The sequence below is a fragment of the Deinococcus rubellus genome (assembly GCF_025244745.1).
Classification (GTDB): Bacteria; Deinococcota; Deinococci; order Deinococcales; family Deinococcaceae; genus Deinococcus; species Deinococcus rubellus.
The window spans coordinates 2892056-2906858 of sequence record NZ_CP104213.1; the positions used below are offsets into that span (position 1 = coordinate 2892056).

13 protein-coding genes are annotated in these 14803 nt (G+C 66.4%); 9 read left to right on the plus strand and 4 right to left on the minus strand.

Annotation, left to right across the window (positions count from 1 at the left end):
- The first annotated feature begins 125 nt into the window (after window positions 1-125).
- On the plus strand, window positions 126-755 hold the full coding sequence (locus N0D28_RS14785; RefSeq protein WP_260560241.1) for a peptidylprolyl isomerase: 630 nt from the start codon (window positions 126-128) through the stop codon (window positions 753-755).
- 113 nt (window positions 756-868) lie between these two features.
- On the opposite strand, the gene N0D28_RS14790 is transcribed toward N0D28_RS14785, so the two are convergent.
- Window positions 869-1321, minus strand: a complete 453-nt coding sequence (locus N0D28_RS14790) for a c-type cytochrome (protein WP_260560242.1) — start codon at window positions 1319-1321, stop codon at window positions 869-871.
- A 294-nt stretch (window positions 1322-1615) separates the two neighbouring features.
- On the opposite strand from N0D28_RS14790, the gene N0D28_RS14795 reads away from it, so the two are divergent.
- From N0D28_RS14795 to N0D28_RS14805, 3 genes are all read left to right on the plus strand, one after another.
- Window positions 1616-2665 carry a threonine aldolase family protein gene (locus N0D28_RS14795; RefSeq protein WP_260560243.1) on the plus strand — a complete coding sequence of 350 codons (1050 nt, stop codon included), beginning with the start codon at window positions 1616-1618 and terminating at the stop codon, window positions 2663-2665.
- Between the two features lie 93 nt (window positions 2666-2758).
- Window positions 2759-3757, plus strand: coding sequence for a CPBP family intramembrane glutamic endopeptidase (locus tag N0D28_RS14800; RefSeq protein ID WP_260560244.1), 999 nt, complete (start codon window positions 2759-2761; stop codon window positions 3755-3757).
- 49 nt (window positions 3758-3806) lie between these two features.
- Window positions 3807-4544, plus strand: a complete 738-nt coding sequence (locus N0D28_RS14805; protein ID WP_260560245.1) for a YIP1 family protein — start codon at window positions 3807-3809, stop codon at window positions 4542-4544.
- 17 nt (window positions 4545-4561) lie between these two features.
- On the opposite strand, the gene yczE is transcribed toward N0D28_RS14805, so the two are convergent.
- Window positions 4562-5170 carry a membrane protein YczE gene (gene yczE, locus N0D28_RS14810; RefSeq protein ID WP_260560246.1) on the minus strand — a complete coding sequence of 203 codons (609 nt, stop codon included), beginning with the start codon at window positions 5168-5170 and terminating at the stop codon, window positions 4562-4564.
- 287 nt (window positions 5171-5457) lie between these two features.
- On the opposite strand from yczE, the gene N0D28_RS14815 reads away from it, so the two are divergent.
- Together N0D28_RS14815 and N0D28_RS14820 are read left to right on the plus strand one after the other, a co-directional pair.
- A complete protein-coding gene (locus N0D28_RS14815) occupies window positions 5458-6642 on the plus strand; it encodes a metallophosphoesterase family protein (RefSeq protein WP_260560247.1) in 1185 nt (394 codons plus the stop codon).
- A 133-nt stretch (window positions 6643-6775) separates the two neighbouring features.
- Window positions 6776-9991 (plus strand): AAA family ATPase, encoded by a 3216-nt coding sequence (locus tag N0D28_RS14820; RefSeq protein WP_260560248.1) that lies wholly within the window; start codon window positions 6776-6778, stop codon window positions 9989-9991.
- Between the two features lie 18 nt (window positions 9992-10009).
- Here the strand turns inward: N0D28_RS14820 and N0D28_RS14825 are convergent, their stop codons facing one another.
- Entirely contained in the window at window positions 10010-10858 is an 849-nt protein-coding gene (locus N0D28_RS14825; RefSeq protein WP_260560249.1) for an alpha/beta fold hydrolase, read from the minus strand.
- Window positions 10859-10988: 130 nt separating this feature from the next.
- Between N0D28_RS14825 and N0D28_RS14830 the strand changes: the two genes are divergently transcribed.
- Window positions 10989-11546, plus strand: coding sequence for a type I phosphoribosyltransferase (locus tag N0D28_RS14830; protein WP_260560250.1), 558 nt, complete (start codon window positions 10989-10991; stop codon window positions 11544-11546).
- Window positions 11547-11555: 9 nt separating this feature from the next.
- On the opposite strand, the gene N0D28_RS14835 is transcribed toward N0D28_RS14830, so the two are convergent.
- A complete protein-coding gene (locus tag N0D28_RS14835) occupies window positions 11556-11855 on the minus strand; it encodes a twin-arginine translocase TatA/TatE family subunit (protein ID WP_312846415.1) in 300 nt (99 codons plus the stop codon).
- 607 nt (window positions 11856-12462) lie between these two features.
- On the opposite strand from N0D28_RS14835, the gene N0D28_RS14840 reads away from it, so the two are divergent.
- A complete protein-coding gene (locus N0D28_RS14840) occupies window positions 12463-13620 on the plus strand; it encodes a glycosyltransferase family 1 protein (protein ID WP_260560251.1) in 1158 nt (385 codons plus the stop codon).
- The gene (gene glf / locus N0D28_RS14845) at window positions 13613-14758 is read left to right on the plus strand and encodes a UDP-galactopyranose mutase (RefSeq protein ID WP_260560252.1); all 1146 of its coding nucleotides are present in this window, start codon (window positions 13613-13615) and stop codon (window positions 14756-14758) included. Before N0D28_RS14840 ends, glf begins: the two co-directional genes overlap by 8 nt.
- The last annotated feature ends 45 nt before the right edge of the window (window positions 14759-14803 follow it).

The following is a 14803-nucleotide window of genomic DNA, read 5'->3' on the forward strand; positions in this document are numbered from 1 at the left end:
CTTATCCCGAAACCCTCGCCTGTCACGGACGGCGGCATTCTCACCAGACTCCTGAGGTGACAGCACTCACGCGCCGCTGCTAGCTTGGCGGCATGCGCTTCCTTTCGCGGGTGACTGTTTCACCGATGACCGTTTCGCTTCTGACCGTTTCGCTCCTGACTGCGCCGCTGCTCGCCACCTCGGCCCAGGCCGCCTGGGTCACGCTCAAGCCGGTCTCCGAGACGCCGGTCCTGAAATTCGACGCGCCGCAGCAGGTCACCGACCCAGCCAAGCAATACCAGGCCGTCGTCAAGACCACGCGCGGCGATATCACGCTGGAACTGTACGCCAGACAGGCCCCCAAAACGGTCAACAGTTTCGTATTTCTGGCGCTCAATCACTTTTACGACGACACGCCGTTTCACCGGGTGCTGGACGGCTTCATGGCCCAGGGCGGCGACCCCACCGGCACGGGCACGGGCGGCCCCGGCTACAGTTTCTCGGTGGAGATCGACAAGGCGCTGGGCTTCGACTCGGCGGGCGTGCTGGGCATGGCCCGCGCCCAGAGCCTGTCCTCGCAGGGCAGCCAGTTCTTCATCACGCTGGCCCCGGCGACCTTTCTCAACGGGCAGTACACCGTCTTCGGCAAGGTCGTGGACGGACAGAACGTCGTGGACGCCCTGCAAAAGATCGATCCTCAGAAACCCGATGCCTCGCTCAAGCCCGACCGCATCGAGAGCGTGGAGATTCAGGAGGAAGCGACGGACGGGAAATAAGTTGTCGCCACCAACGGCATTGATCTCCGATTCCCTGGATTCTGTGCAACTGGCCCGGCGACCTTTTTCCTATCGCCGGGCCAGAACGTTGAGACTGGTTCCTCGACGGCTGGTTACTTGACCGCCGGACGGGTCTTGTACACCGCTGCCGCCGTAAGTGCTTTGGCACGCAATTTGGTGAGTTCGGCGGCAGCAACCGGCTTTTGCCCTTTCGGCAGCTTGTTGCCCCAACTGGTCGCCACATAATTGAGCACGGCGGCCAGATCGGCGTCGCTGAGCTGTTTCTGGGCGGGCATCGCACCGTTGTAGGTCATGCCGCCGACCACGATTTTGCCTGCCAGACCGTAGAGGACCACATGCTCGACATACGTCCGGCCCGCCGTCCCGGTGGCCAGCAGCGCGCTAAAGTGCCCGGCCAGCGGAGGAAATGCGCCGGGCACACCCTTGCCAGTGGGCTGGTGGCAGGCCGCGCAATTGGCACCGTAAACATCTGCGCCCTTGGCGGCGAGGGTGCTGCCCCCCAGAAAAGCGGCCAACATCAAACCGACTTTGAGTGGATAAATCATACCTTTCTCCTTGTGGCGGGGAAGCGTGACGCTGCGCGCTCGGCCAGTCGTTTTCTGCGGCTGTAGGTCAGGGCAGCTTGTGCTGGAAAGAGGCCGACGGCGTCCCCTCACCATGCTGCGCCTGGAGCCGGGCTGGCAACTGAGATTGACCAGAGCTTTACCTCATTGTTCTGCACACCCACCGCAACCCTGCATAGGGCAACTCTGAATCAGATGAAGCCGTGTCGACGCAGCGGGAACGGCAGACGGCTGTTCAGGTTGGCCGTGACGTTCGTTCGGCGCTAGCATCGGCCCATGACTGCCGAAGCTTCGATCACCGAATCCGTCCAGCCGGTACCCACCGCCCGCATCGACCTGCGCTCCGATACCGTCACGCTGCCCACCCCCGAGATGCGCCAGGCAATGGCCGAGGCAGTGGTCGGCGACGACGTGTACGGCGAAGACCCCACCGTCAACACCTTGCAGCAGACGGTGGCCGAGCTGCTGGGCAAGGAGGCGGCGCTGTTCATGCCCTCGGGGAGCATGACCAACCAGGCGGCCATCGCCATGCACACTTCGCGCGGCCAGGAAGTCATCTGCGCCGAGGGGTCACACATCTACGAGTGGGAACTCGGCATGATGGCGGCCTTCTCGGGGGTGGTGCCGCGCTTCGTGCCCGCGCCGCTGGGCGTTCCCGACCCGCAGCAGGTGCGCCGGGCAGTGCGCCACAGCATTCACCAGTCGCCCACTGGCCTGATCAGCCTGGAAAACACCCACAACAAGATGGGCGGCACCGTCATTCCGCTGGACGTGATGCAGGCCGTCCGGGCAGTGGCCGACGAGGAGGGCCTGCCGCTGCACCTCGACGGCGCGCGGATGGCCAACGCGGCGGCGGCGCTGGGCGTGAGCCTCAAAGCTGTGGCCGCTCCCTTTCACAGTGTGTCGCTGTGTCTGAGTAAGGGGCTGGGCGCGCCGGTGGGCAGCGTGCTGGCCGGATCGAAGGCCGATCTGGTGCGGGCGCACCGCTACCGCAAGATGCTGGGCGGCGGGATGCGCCAGGCTGGAATCCTGGCGGCGGCGGGCCTGATCGCCCTGCGCGACGGCCCTGCGCGCCTCAGCGCCGACCACGCCCGCGCCCGCCAACTGGCTGAGGCCCTCGTGGAAGCCGGGTACGCCGTCAACCTGGACGCCGTGCAGACCAACATCATCTACGCGACCATCCCCGACGCCCAGCAGAAGGTGGAACAGTGGGCTGAGCAGGGTGTGCTGGCCAGCGCCCTGGATGTGGACAGCGTGCGCTTCGTGCTGCATTACCAGATTGACGACCAGATGCTCGCGCGGGCCACCCAGGTGCTGACGGCCTGAACCGATCTTCGACTGGGCTGCCCCCCGGCTGAGCGGGCCGGGCTTGAGCGATCTGGCCCACTTTCCCTTCTCCGTACAGGCTACCCTGAAGCCATGTCCGAGCTGCCGCCCACCAAGCTTCCGCACGCCGCCGCCGAGCTGTTCGCCGACAGTCAGTCTCCCGCGCCACCGGTAAGCCAGTCTCCCATAACACCGCCGCCGATCACCGCCGCCGAGGGCGGCTGGGCGGCCATCATCGTGCTGGTGACGCAGAATGCCGTCTCGGCCATCGCCCTGGCGCGCGGCCTACCGCTGGGCACGGCGCTGCTGCTGTCGTTTCTCGGCGTGGTGCTGATCTTCAGCCTGACCATGCGCCGCACCGCGCTGGCCTTATTGCACGACCCTCGCTGGCGCACCCGGCCCCGTGTCGGCGTCGTGCTGGGCAGTTTCGCGCTGGCCTTCGTGGCGTCGCGGGCGCTGCTGCTGTTCGTGCTGAGCCTTTGGCCTGCTGGCGCGCAGACAGTGCCGGAATTTCTGTCAAAGGGCACGGACGTGTGGGTGCTGCTGCTGGTGGCGGGCTTCCTTATTCCGGTGGCCGAGGAGGTGGCCTTCCGGGGCCTGCTGATGCGCGGCTTCGAGTGGGCGCGGGGGCCGCTGTTCGCCGCGCTGCTCTCCAGCTTGCTGTTCGGGCTGGCGCACGGGGCACCGGCCCAGGTCATCGCCATCCTGCCGCTGGCCTGGTTCCTGGCCCGCAGCGTGCAGTACAGCGGCTCCCTGTGGACCAGCATCAGCATTCATGTTCTCAACAACTCACTGGCGGTGGGCCTCAGCGCCTTTCTCCAGGGCAAGGACCTCAGCGCGCTGGGCGGTGATATCACGGGCGTCAAAATTCCGCTGAGCCTGGGCCTGGCCAGCCTGCTCATCGGCGTGGCCGCGCTGGTCATCGGCACGCTGTGGCTCACCCCGCGCACGTCACCCGTCCCCGAGGCCCGCTCACCGCAGTGGCCCGTCTGGACATTGAGCACCGTGCTGCTGGGCGTGCTGGTGCTGGCGGCGGTGGCCCTCTCCAGCGCGCCGCTGTTTCTCAAGGGCATGGACTTCAAGGGCCTGTGATGACGATGCGCCCCGTTTTCTCCTCCCCAATTCCTGCAAAGGCCACTTCATGACCAAACTGCCCCCCACACCCATTGCGCCGCCTGCGCCCCGACCTGCCGACCTGCTCACCCGGCCTGCCGTTTTCTTTGAAGCCCTTCACCGCCTGCCGCCCAGCGCGGGCCGTTACCTGTGGCTGGTGGCGCTGGCCAGCGCCACCAGCGGAATTTCGACCACCCTGCTGGCCCGGCATGTGCTGGGAGCGCAGTCGTCCATTCTGTCAGGCGCGGCGGGCGGCAGCGCCATCTCGCCGCTGTTCAACTACGGATCGGCGGCTTTTGCCAGCGTCTTCGTCACAGTGCTGCTGTGGCTGGCACTGTGGGGGCTGGGGGCACTGGGGGCGGGTCCGGCAGGCCGCGCCGCCGAGGTCTACGGAGCCGCCTTTTTGCCCACCCTGATCTGGGCGGCTGTGCTGCTGCCGGTGGCGCTTCTCTTCGCGCCGCAGGTGGCAGTGGCCGCGCCGGACCTCAGCGGCCTGAGCGGCGCGGCACTGCAAAAAGCCTTACAGACCTACATCCTCAAGGTGCAGGAAGTGTCGGGCGGCAACCCGGTCAATAAGGTGACCACCTGGCTCGGCTACGCCGTGTACCTGTGGCAGTTCGCGCTGGCCTTCGTCGGCTTCCGGGTGCTGACCGGCAATCAGAACAAAGCCTGGCGCGGCGTGCTGTACCCGCTGGCGCTGCTCCTGGTGCTGGCGGCAGCGGCCTGGCTGGCCTCGAAGTCGGTGGGCAGCTTGCTGGGCGGGTAAAACCGGGCACTCAGGCGTCAGCCGTCTGAGCGGGCCGTCTGTGCGGTGGGCTGCGCCTCCGGCACTGTCAGCAGCGGGAGCAGCACCTGCACCAGCGGCCCGATCATTAGCGCGTAGGCCAGCGTGCCCAGGCCCACCGAGCCGCCCAGCAGCCAGCCAACCGCCAGCACCGTCACCTCGATACTGGTTCTGACCCAGCCGACCGGGCGACCCGTGCGCCGGACCAGCCCGGTCATCAGGCCGTCGCGTGGCCCCGGCCCCAGCCCTGCGCCGATGTAGGCTGCTGTCGCCAGCGCGTTGAGCAGCACGCCGCTGATGAGCAGCAGCGCCCTCAGCGGCAGGGCCGTGACGGGCGGCAGCAGCCCCAGCACGGCGTCGGCCACCGTACCCAGCACGAAGATATTGGCGACAGTGCCGACGCCGGGCCGCTGGCGCAGAAAGATCCACAGCAGCACCAGCGCGCCCACCACGTTGACCACCGTGCCCAGGCTCCAGCCCAGGCGCTGCGCGAGGCCCTGGTGAAACACGTCCCAAGGGTCCAGGCCGAGGTTGGCCCGCACCATCAGGGCCAGCGAAACGCCGTAGAGGGACAGGCCAAGCAGAAGCTGAATCAGGCGGCGGGGCATCATACTGCTCAGCATCATTCCTCAGCATCATTCAAACTGGCCTGTTTTTCTAGAGCCAGTTTCGGGACGGGCGGCTGGTGCAAGCGCCACCTGCGGCTGCCTTTTCTCCTGCCGGAAGCGGAAACCAGCAAGGCGGTCGTGCGGCTCTCCCGCGCGGTTCAGGCCCAAGGCAGCGGGACCGGGGAACCGGCGGGGCTGTGCGGCGTCCTCAACGGAGGACTTGAGGATGGGGAATCTGCGTCAGCGTGTCCGGCTGAAGTTTGCCCCCCCGTGCTAACTTTTACGTGATGCGCGTACTTCACACCGCCGACTTCCACGCTGGACGCACCCTGCGCGGCTATGACCGCACCCCCGAAATCCGTGAGGCGCTCACCGAGATCGCCGGACTGGCCCGCAGCGAGAAGGTGGACGCCGTGCTGGTGGCGGGCGACCTCTTCGATACGGTCAACCCGCCCGCCGACGCTGAGGCGACCATCTTCGCCTTTTTCCTCTCGCTGCGCGACGCCGGAATTCCCAGCATCGTCATCGCCGGGAACCACGACAGTGCCTCGCGGCTCGGTGGCCTCAGCGGTCTGCTCGGCTGGGTCGGCGTGCAGGTGGTGGCCCAGCCCACCGCCGACCCCCGGCAGATGCTGAGATTCGTCGAGACGAAAGGCGGCGAGAAACTGGTGGTGGGCGCACTCCCCTACCTTTCCGAGCGCCGACTGGTCAAGGCCGCCGACGTGCTGGGGGCCGACGTGGGACGCTGGCGGCAGAAGTACCGCGAGGGCATGAATTTCTTTTTGCGGAAATTGGCCGAGGGCTTCGAACCCGGCGCGGTGAACATGCTGATGCTGCACGCCACCCTCGACGGCGCAGTCGCCAGCGGCTCGGACCGGGGCATGCAGTTTGACCTGACCAACTCATATACGGTCTCGCCGCTGCAACTGCCCGCCGCCGCCCAGTACGCCGCGCTGGGCCACGTTCACAAGCCGCAGCAACTCGGCGCGTCGCCGCTGGCCTGCTACCCCGGCAGCATCATCCAGCTCGATTTCGGCGAGGGCGGCGAGAAAAAGCAGGTCAATCTGGTGGAGGTGGAGGCCGGGCGGCCCGCACGCGTCCACGCCATTCCGCTCGTCAGCGGCAAGGAACTCAGGACGGTGCGCGCCGATCTGGATACGCTCGACGCCCGCCTGAGCGCCCTCTCTGGCTTTGACGGACTGCTGAAGGTGGTCGTGCGCGCACCCAGCGGCACAGCGCTGCCAGGTCTCAAGGACCGGGTGCTGCGGCAGTTTCCCAATGCCCTGGGTGTGGAACTCGACCCCGTGAAGGACGAGGCCACTGTGCAGGCGGGCAGCCGCGAGGGCCTGAGCCTGGAGCAGCTTTACGAGCGGTTCCATCAGGAAAAACGCGGCGAACTGTCCCCAGCTTTGCGGGGGGTCTTCAAGGAAAGCGATCTGGCGGTGCGCGAGGCTGCCGGGGAGGGCGCGTGATAGGGATTTCACTCAATTCCTCAACATTCAGAAAAACACCGGATGTTGCTCCATACCGCGAAACCCGTATCTTTCTCCTACCCGCTGCGCTCGGATTTCACCGCTTCCATGAACCAGTTCAATGGGAGGTCTTATGAAACCTCTGCATCTCAGCGTGCAGGGCTTCATGCCGTTTCGGGAGCACACCGAAGTCGATTTCACCGACCTGCAACTCTTCGCCATTCAGGGAGCCACTGGCAGCGGCAAGAGCAGTCTGCTCGACGCCATCACCTACGCCCTCTACGGCGAAACCGATAGGCTGGGGCAGACCGGCCTGGACGCGCTGATCTCGACCGGCGAGAAAGCCTTCTCGGTGAGTCTCACCTTCGAGAGCGGCCAGCAGACCTACCGGGTGACGCGCACCAAGGGCCGCAAGCAGGCCGAGAACCAGGTCCGGATCGAGCAGCACGCCGCCGGGCCGGACGCGGGGAGTCGGTGGCTCAACCTCTCGGACAACACCACCCGCGCCACCCAGAGCCGCATCAGCAAACTGCTGGGGCTGGATTTCAAGAGTTTTACCCGCGCCGTGATGCTGCCGCAGGGCAAGTTCGACGCCCTGCTGCGCGGCTCCAAGGCTGAGCGCCAGAAGCTGCTGGGCGAACTGACCAACATCGGCCACGTGGCCGAGATGCACTCGCACGCCGCCGAGCGCGCCAAGACCTTCAAGTTCGAGCTGGCGGGCGTGCATCACCTGCTGGAAGGCGAGTACGCGGGTGTCTCGGAAAGCTGGCTCAGCGACTTGCGGGCCGAGCAGGGCCGCACCGAGACCGACGCCCAGACCCTCACCGACGACCGCGACTCCCTGCAAGCCGAGCTGACCCGCCTGCGCGCCCAGGAAAGCCTGCACCACGAGTTCGAGGACGCACAGCGCAGGCTCACGGAGACAGACACTCAGGCGGCGGGCGTGCGGGCCGGGGCCGAGCGGGCCGAGCGGGCCCGGCTGGTGGCAGGTGCGCTGCCACTGCTGGAGGCGGCCAGCACGGCGCGCTCAGCCGCCTCGCGGGCCGGGCAGGACGCGGACCGGGCACACGCCATGCTGGAAAGCGCGCAAACCACGCTCGGCCAGGCTGCCGGGCGTGAGCAGGCCGCCCTGGATGCCCAGGAGAGCGGCAACGCGGCAGCCAACGCGCGCCTGGAGCGGGCCGAGAAGATGGCCGAGGCACTGCCTTTGCTCAGAAGCGCGGCGCAGGCCGACGAGCAGCGGGCGCGGGCCGGGCAGGCCGCCCGCAGCGCCCAGACCAGCTTCGACCAGGCCCAGGCCGCTCAACTGGCCGCCGCCCAGACCGAGCAGGCCGCCCAGATTCAGACCCAGCGCATCCCCGACCTGGAGGCCCACGCCGAACTGCTCAGGAGCGCCGAAACCGATCTGGCCCGCCTCAAGAGGGCCGGGGGCAGCCTCCAGGCCAGCCACCCCGACCCGCTGCCCTGGGACGAGGACGCCCATTTCGCCGCCCGCGAGGCCGCCCAGAAGTTAGAGCAGCTCAGGGCCGAGGGCGTCAAGCTGGAGTCCGAGAAGGCCGGGCTGAGTGCCGGACGCGCCCGGCAGACCGAGCAGGAGCAAGTGCAGCGCCAGGAAAAAATCGAGATGGACCAGATCGAGCAAGACGGGCGGGTCCTCAAGGCCGACTTCGAGCGGGCTGAGGCGGCGCTGAGAGCGGCCAGGGAGCAAGCGGGTCTGAGCGCCTACCGCGCGCACCTGCACCTGGGCCAGCCGTGCCCGCTGTGCGAGCAGCCCGTGACGACCCTACCGGGCGGCCCAGTGGCCGACGTGGACGCGCTGACGGCGGCGGTGGACGCCCTGAATCAGCGGCTGGAGGAGCGGCGCGACCGCTTCAAGAACCTGCGCGCCTCCAGCACCGTGCGGGCCAAACAATTAGAAGAAAAGGCCAGCGAACTCAATGACTGGGAAGCCGCGCTGCGAGACCGCGAGGCCGATCTGCGCGCTGGGCAGGCCCGCTATACGGGCGAGGAACCGGAACGGGCACGGCGCTTGCTGGCGGGTCTGGCAGCGCGGGTGCAACTGGCGGGCCGCGATCCGGCGGGCGAGCGGCAACGGGTGCTGACCGAGGTGACGAACCTCAAGAGGGGGTTGGACACGGCCCGGGCGGCGCTGGCCGACGCCCAGGCAGGCCGCGCCGCTGCCGCCGCCCGGCTGGACGCGGCCCAGCAGACCCTGACCGAACGCGGGGCTGAGGCTGAGCGGGCCAGGCAGGTGCTGCAAACGGCGCTGGAACACCTCGATTTGAGCGCCGGGCAGGTGCAGCAGTCAGGCGATCCGGCAGATGAGCGCCGCGCCGCCCAGCAGCAGCTCAAGTTGCTGGCCGACGCTGCCGAGGCAGCCCGCCAGGCAGTGGCCCAGGCCCAGGCTGACCGGGCTGCCGCCGCCGCCACCGCCCAGGCCGCCAGCGAGCGGGCCAGCGAGCGAGGAGCCGAGGCCGAGCAGGCCGAGCTGTCGCTGAGCATACTGCTGGATTCCCTGGCGCTGAGCGCCGGGCAGGTGCGGGCCGCCGCCCTGCCGGAAGCCGAGATTCGTGCCCTGGAAGCGGCGCTGCGAAGCCACCTCGCCGGGCGCGAGCAACTGCTGGCCGAGCGGGCCGCCCTGGAAGCCAAACTCGGCGGCGCAGCGTTCGACCCGGCCCGGCTCAGTCAGGCCCGGCTCAGTCAGGCCCAGCGCGACCTCCACGCAGCGGAGTCGGCGCTGGCAGCGGCGCGCGGGCGCATCGGGGAGCTGGCCGAGTCGCTGCGTGCCGGGGCCGAGCGCCTGGGGCGCAAGAGCGAGTTGGAAGCCAGCGCCGGGCGGCTCTCCAGCACCCTGGATCTGTGGAGCACCCTGGCCAACTCGCTGCGGGCGGGCGAGTTTCAGCAGTACCTCCTCCACGACGTCGAGAGCCGCTTGCTGGCCGGGGCGGGCGAACTGCTCTACGAGATCAGCGACGGGCGCTACCGGCTGGCCCTGGGCGACGGCGGCGGCGACTACCTGGTGCAAGACCTCTGGAACGCGGGCGAAACGCGCGGCGTCAAGACCTTGTCGGGCGGCGAGACCTTCCTGGCGAGCCTGTCACTCGCCATTGCCCTCAGCGATTACCTGGCCGGAAACCGCATTCTGGGCGCGCTCTTTCTCGACGAGGGCTTCGGCACGCTCGATCCCCAGGCACTCGACTCGGTGGCGGGCGCGCTGGAAAACCTGCGGACCCAGGGCCGCATGGTGGGCGTCATCACCCACGTCGAGAGCCTGTCGGAACGGCTGCCCAGCCGCCTGCTGGTGAGCAAGAGCGTGGCAGGCAGCAGTGTGCAGCGGCTGGACGCTTAGCGCGGCTGTTCAAATTACTCAGGCGCTCAGCCATTCCAGCGCCGTTTCGGCACCATGCAGCACCGACAGGTGGCCGTCGTCCGGGCGCAGGCGCAGTTCTGCCGAGGCGCACTGGCCTGCCAGCCACCGACTGTGCGAACTGGGTACGATCCGGTCCTGCCCGCCGTGCAGCAGCAGTACTGGGCAGGTGATCTGGGCCGGGTCGAAACCCCAGGCCGCCACGTAGGCCAGGTCGTCGTCGATCATCGGGCCGGGGCCGGCCGCCGCAGCCGGTCCCACGACGCTGTGCAGCCAGGCCCAGTCGCCGGACAGGGCGGCGTGATCCGCCGGGGTGAACATCTCCGGGTCGAAGAGGTCTGTGGCCAGGCGGGTGGCGAGCGCTTCCCGGCCCGCCTGGGCCGCCCGCAACTCCGCTGCCCCGCCAGGGTACATGCCCGCATACCAGTCCAGCCCCGGAGCGCCGAAGGGAGCCAGGCCCGCCACGCTGATGGTCCCCACGACCCGCTCGGGCAGCAGGGCGGCGCAGGCCAGCGCGTGCGGGCCGCCGCCGGAATGGCCCATCACGGCGAACCGGGCAATGCCCAGCGCGTCGGCCAGGCCCGCCACGTCGGCGGCAGCTGAGGCTATGTCCCGGCCCGGCAGGGGTGACGAGCCGCCGTAACCGGGCCGGTCATGACCGACGAGGCGCAGGCCGAGGCGCTCGGCAGCGGCAAACAGGGGCGCGGGCGGTGCACCGATGTTGGGCGTGCCATGCTGCCAGAACACCGCCAGCAAGTCCGTCCGGCCCAGCCCGCCCGCACCGTGGAAGTGATCGTAGAAATGGAGCGTGCGCCCGCCTTTCAAACTCAGATCGCCCTGCGTCATCATGCCCGCGCCTCCCGCCCCAGTTCTTTCAGGAACAATTTTTCGGGGCTGGGTTCTGTTTTAGCACGAACGCAGCCAGGCCGGTTGGTGGATCCGAGCGTCCAATTCCCCGATCTGGGGTTAAGCTCAGGGCATGAGCCAGCCCAATCAGCCCAGCCAGCCGTTTGAGATCACCGTCGGCAATGTCACCCGCTCGTTGCGCCTGGTGCCGGTGGGCCAGATGGGCTTCGTGCCACTGGTCGAGTTTCTGGGCGACAGCGAACTCACCCGCGCGGTGGCCCAGGCACTGCTGCCGCTGATCCCGGAAGGGACCGAGGCGCTGCTGACGGTGGTGACCAACGCCCTGCCGCTGGCCCACGAACTCAGCGACCTCTCGGGGCTGCCCTACGAGGTGGCGCGCAAGAAACGCCGCACCTACATGCAGGCTCCGCTGATTCAGGAAGTGCCGGGCCTGACCCTGGGCGTCTCGGAAACGCTGTGGCTCGACGGCCTGCATGCCAGGCGACTGGGCGGCAAGAAAGTGGTCATCGTGCAGGACGTGATCGCCACCGGCGCGATGGCGACAGCACTGGCCCGCCTGGTCGAGCGCTCCGGCGGCACGGTTCACGGCTATCTGGCAGCCTTCAAACAGGGCGAGAGCTCCCTGCCGGTCCGCGCCTTGCAGGAACTGCCGGGCCGGGTCGAGCCTTGAGCTGACGGCCTACTCTTTGATCGGCGCGTGCTCAGCAACGGGCACGGGCGTGGTCGCCACCAGTTGCACCGTCTCTGCTGCAACTCTTTCTACTGGCACAGTTGCGGCGGCAGGTAAGCTCTGGGCACCGATCTGGGGGGTGTCCAGGCTGCCTGAGAGCTCAGCAGACAGTCCGCTGGTATGCTGGCGAAACTCGCGCAGGGTCTGGCCCAGGGTCTTGCCGAGTTCGGGCAGCTTGCGCGGACCGAAAATCAGCAGGGCGGCGAGCAGAATGAGCAGTAAATGGCCGGGTTCGAGAATACCCATCATGATGTGCCTCCGAGAAGCGCGGACAAGGCTCCTTACGGGTCCAGGCGGCGCTTCCCAAGTCTGGGCTGGCAATCCGGCATTCAGATGAAAGTGGGACAGGTCACCGTGTCGTGGTCTGGCAATCAGACGAGATAAAAGGCACATCTTTAAAATCAGCTTGCCCGTAACCATCAAAAAAGTGACATAAATACGAAATTTTTTGCCCGACATTTGAAAGAATGTCGTTCTCTGAGATGGTAATATGACTTCAAAGTATTCTTTTGTCCTCCTGTATTCGACTATCCCGTATCATCGCTTACAATCTAAATAAACCCTGATCGAATTCGACTGTCAGATAAATGTCCACTAAAGCTGCTCTGTGCCAACTCCCCTAGTTCAGGGCGGCATCGGCAGTTAGTCTGTTTGAACTTGGGTGATCTGGGCATGAATCTGAACCACTGTTCGTCAATATCTACATCTGGCATCTCAATATTCTCATTGGCCAGCTTCTTAAGATCTTCTTTCCATATTGATAAAGCTTAAATGAGTCTTTTTGAGATTAGAAGCAAAAAAGAACTGTCTTGTCTCTCTTTCATTCCAATGAGGGGCGAGAATCGAGGAGAAAGGCATGGATCATTATTCGGACACCAACGCGGCGCTGATCTGCCTGTCGCATCTCAGGTGGGACTTCGTGTTCCAGCGCCCGCAGCATCTGATGATCCAGGCGGCGCTGACCCGGCGGGTCTACTACGTCGAGCTGCCGATGTTCGGCGACTGGGACGATCATCTGGACATCCGAACGGTGGGCGGCAGCGTGCAGGTGGCCGTGCCGTATATCCGCACCGGGTTTGATGCCGCCGAGTCGCAGGCCCGCACGGCAGCACTGCTGGCCGAATTGGCCGAGCGAGAACACCTGCGCGACCTCACCTTGTGGGTTTACACCCCAATGGAGCTGCCCGTCGCCGCCCAGCTTCGCCCCGCCCTGACGGTGTACGACTGCATGGACGAACTCGCCAACTTCCGCTTCGCGCCGCCAGAACTGCGTCCCCGCGAGCAGCAACTCTTCAGGCAGGCCGACCTGGTCTTCACGGGCGGCCACCGGCTGTGGGAAGCCAAGCGAGGGCAGCACCCGCACGTCTACCCGTTTCCCTCCAGTGTGGAGAAGGCCCACTTCGCTCAGGCCCGCGCCGGGCTGAATGACCCCGCCGATCAGGCCCCACTGGGCCGTCCCCGGTTGGGCTTCTACGGCGTCATTGACGAGCGCTTTGATACTGCCCTGATCACCGAGCTGGCCCGCTGCCGCCCCGACTGGGAATTCGTGCTGCTGGGGCCAGTGGTCAAGCTGGAGGAAAGCGAGCTGCCCCGCGCCGCCAATATTCATTATCTGGGCATGAAGAGTTACGCCGAGCTGCCTGCGTATCTGGCGCACTGGGACGTGGCGCTCATGCCGTTCGCGCGCAACGAGGCCACCGAGTTCATCTCGCCCACCAAGACGCCGGAATACCTGGCAGCAGGCGTGCCGGTGGTGTCTACCGAAATCCGCGACGTGGTGCGGCCCTACGGCGAGCAAGATTTAGTGCGAATTGCCAACCGCGCCGATGACTTTGAGGCGGCCTGTGAAGCCGCTCTTGCCGAACGCCACCAGCCGGAAAGTCGGGAGCGCCAAGCCCGCGCTGACGCCTACTTGGCCGGGCTGTCGTGGTCGCAGACTTGGGCCGAGATGGAGACATTGATGAATGAAGCAAGAGGCCGGAAAGCCGCAAAAACCGAGGCGGCAGATGACTGAGCTGCTGCGTCACCCGGTGTCCGGCGGCTTCGATTACCTGATCGTGGGAGCGGGCTTTGCCGGGTCGGTGCTGGCCGAGCGGCTGGCCTCAGAAGGCAAGTCGGTGCTGATCGTGGACAAGAGAGCGCACATCGGCGGCAACGCTTACGACCGCTACGACGACGCGGGCATCCTGATTCACCCCTACGGCCCGCACATCTTCCACACCAACAGCCGCGAGGTCTTCGAGTATCTCTCGCGCTTCACCGAGTGGCGGCCCTACCAGCACCGGGTCAAGGCCAGCGTGGACGGGCAATTGCTCCCCATTCCGATCAACCTCGATACCGTCAATCAGCTGTACGGCCTGAATCTGACCGCCTTTCAGGTCGAAGAATTCTTCGCCTCAGTGGCCGAACCTGTCGAGAAGATTCACACCAGCGAGGACGTGGTGGTCAGCAAGGTCGGGCGCGACCTCTACAACAAGTTCTTCCGGGGCTACACCCGCAAGCAGTGGGGCCTGGACCCCAGCGAACTCGACGCCTCGGTGACGGCCCGCGTGCCGACCCGCACCAACCGCGACGACCGCTATTTTGCCGATACCTATCAGGTGATGCCGCTGCACGGCTATACCCGGATGTTCGAGCGGATGCTGGCGCACCCCAACATCAAGGTGATGACCAACACCGATTACCGGGAGATTGCCGACTTCGTGCCGTTCGGCCAGATGATCTACACCGGCCCGGTGGACGCCTATTTCGACTACCGTTTCGGCAAACTGCCTTACCGCAGCCTGGAATTTGTTCACGAGACGCACGCGCAGGAACAACTGCTGCCGGTGGGTACGGTCAATTATCCCAACGACTACGCCTACACGCGCGTCAGCGAGTTCAAGCACATCACCGGGCAGACGCACGCCCAGACCAGCGTGGTCTACGAGCTGCCCCGCGCCGAGGGCGATCCGTACTACCCGGTACCGAGGCCAGAAAATGCCCTGCTGTACAAAAAGTACGAGGCGCTGGCCCAGGCGACGCCGAACGTGATGTTCGTGGGGCGGCTGGCGACTTACAAGTACTACAACATGGATCAGGTCGTGGCCCAGGCGCTGACGGCACACCGCAAGCTCAGCGGAGCGAGGGTGGCCGAAGAAACGCTGGCTTAACAGCAACAAAAGAAACCGGCCACCCCTTGCTTTGGAGTAGCCGTT

Bases quoted from the DNA above. Each gene is read 5' to 3' on its own strand.
- glf (WP_260560252.1), top strand. From the start codon at position 13,613: ATGACTGAGCTGCTGCGTCACCCGGTGTCCGGCGGCTTCGATTACCTG.
- N0D28_RS14790 (WP_260560242.1), bottom strand. From the start codon at position 1,321: ATGATTTATCCACTCAAAGTCGGTTTGATGTTGGCCGCTTTTCTGGGG.
- N0D28_RS14815 (WP_260560247.1), top strand. From the start codon at position 5,458: ATGCGCGTACTTCACACCGCCGACTTCCACGCTGGACGCACCCTGCGC.
- N0D28_RS14830 (WP_260560250.1), top strand. From the start codon at position 10,989: ATGAGCCAGCCCAATCAGCCCAGCCAGCCGTTTGAGATCACCGTCGGC.
- N0D28_RS14805 (WP_260560245.1), top strand. From the start codon at position 3,807: ATGACCAAACTGCCCCCCACACCCATTGCGCCGCCTGCGCCCCGACCT.
- N0D28_RS14835 (WP_312846415.1), bottom strand. From the start codon at position 11,855: ATGATGGGTATTCTCGAACCCGGCCATTTACTGCTCATTCTGCTCGCC.
- N0D28_RS14820 (WP_260560248.1), top strand. From the start codon at position 6,776: ATGAAACCTCTGCATCTCAGCGTGCAGGGCTTCATGCCGTTTCGGGAG.
- N0D28_RS14795 (WP_260560243.1), top strand. From the start codon at position 1,616: ATGACTGCCGAAGCTTCGATCACCGAATCCGTCCAGCCGGTACCCACC.
- N0D28_RS14825 (WP_260560249.1), bottom strand. From the start codon at position 10,858: ATGATGACGCAGGGCGATCTGAGTTTGAAAGGCGGGCGCACGCTCCAT.
- N0D28_RS14800 (WP_260560244.1), top strand. From the start codon at position 2,759: ATGTCCGAGCTGCCGCCCACCAAGCTTCCGCACGCCGCCGCCGAGCTG.
- N0D28_RS14840 (WP_260560251.1), top strand. From the start codon at position 12,463: ATGGATCATTATTCGGACACCAACGCGGCGCTGATCTGCCTGTCGCAT.
- N0D28_RS14785 (WP_260560241.1), top strand. From the start codon at position 126: ATGACCGTTTCGCTTCTGACCGTTTCGCTCCTGACTGCGCCGCTGCTC.
- yczE (WP_260560246.1), bottom strand. From the start codon at position 5,170: ATGCCCCGCCGCCTGATTCAGCTTCTGCTTGGCCTGTCCCTCTACGGC.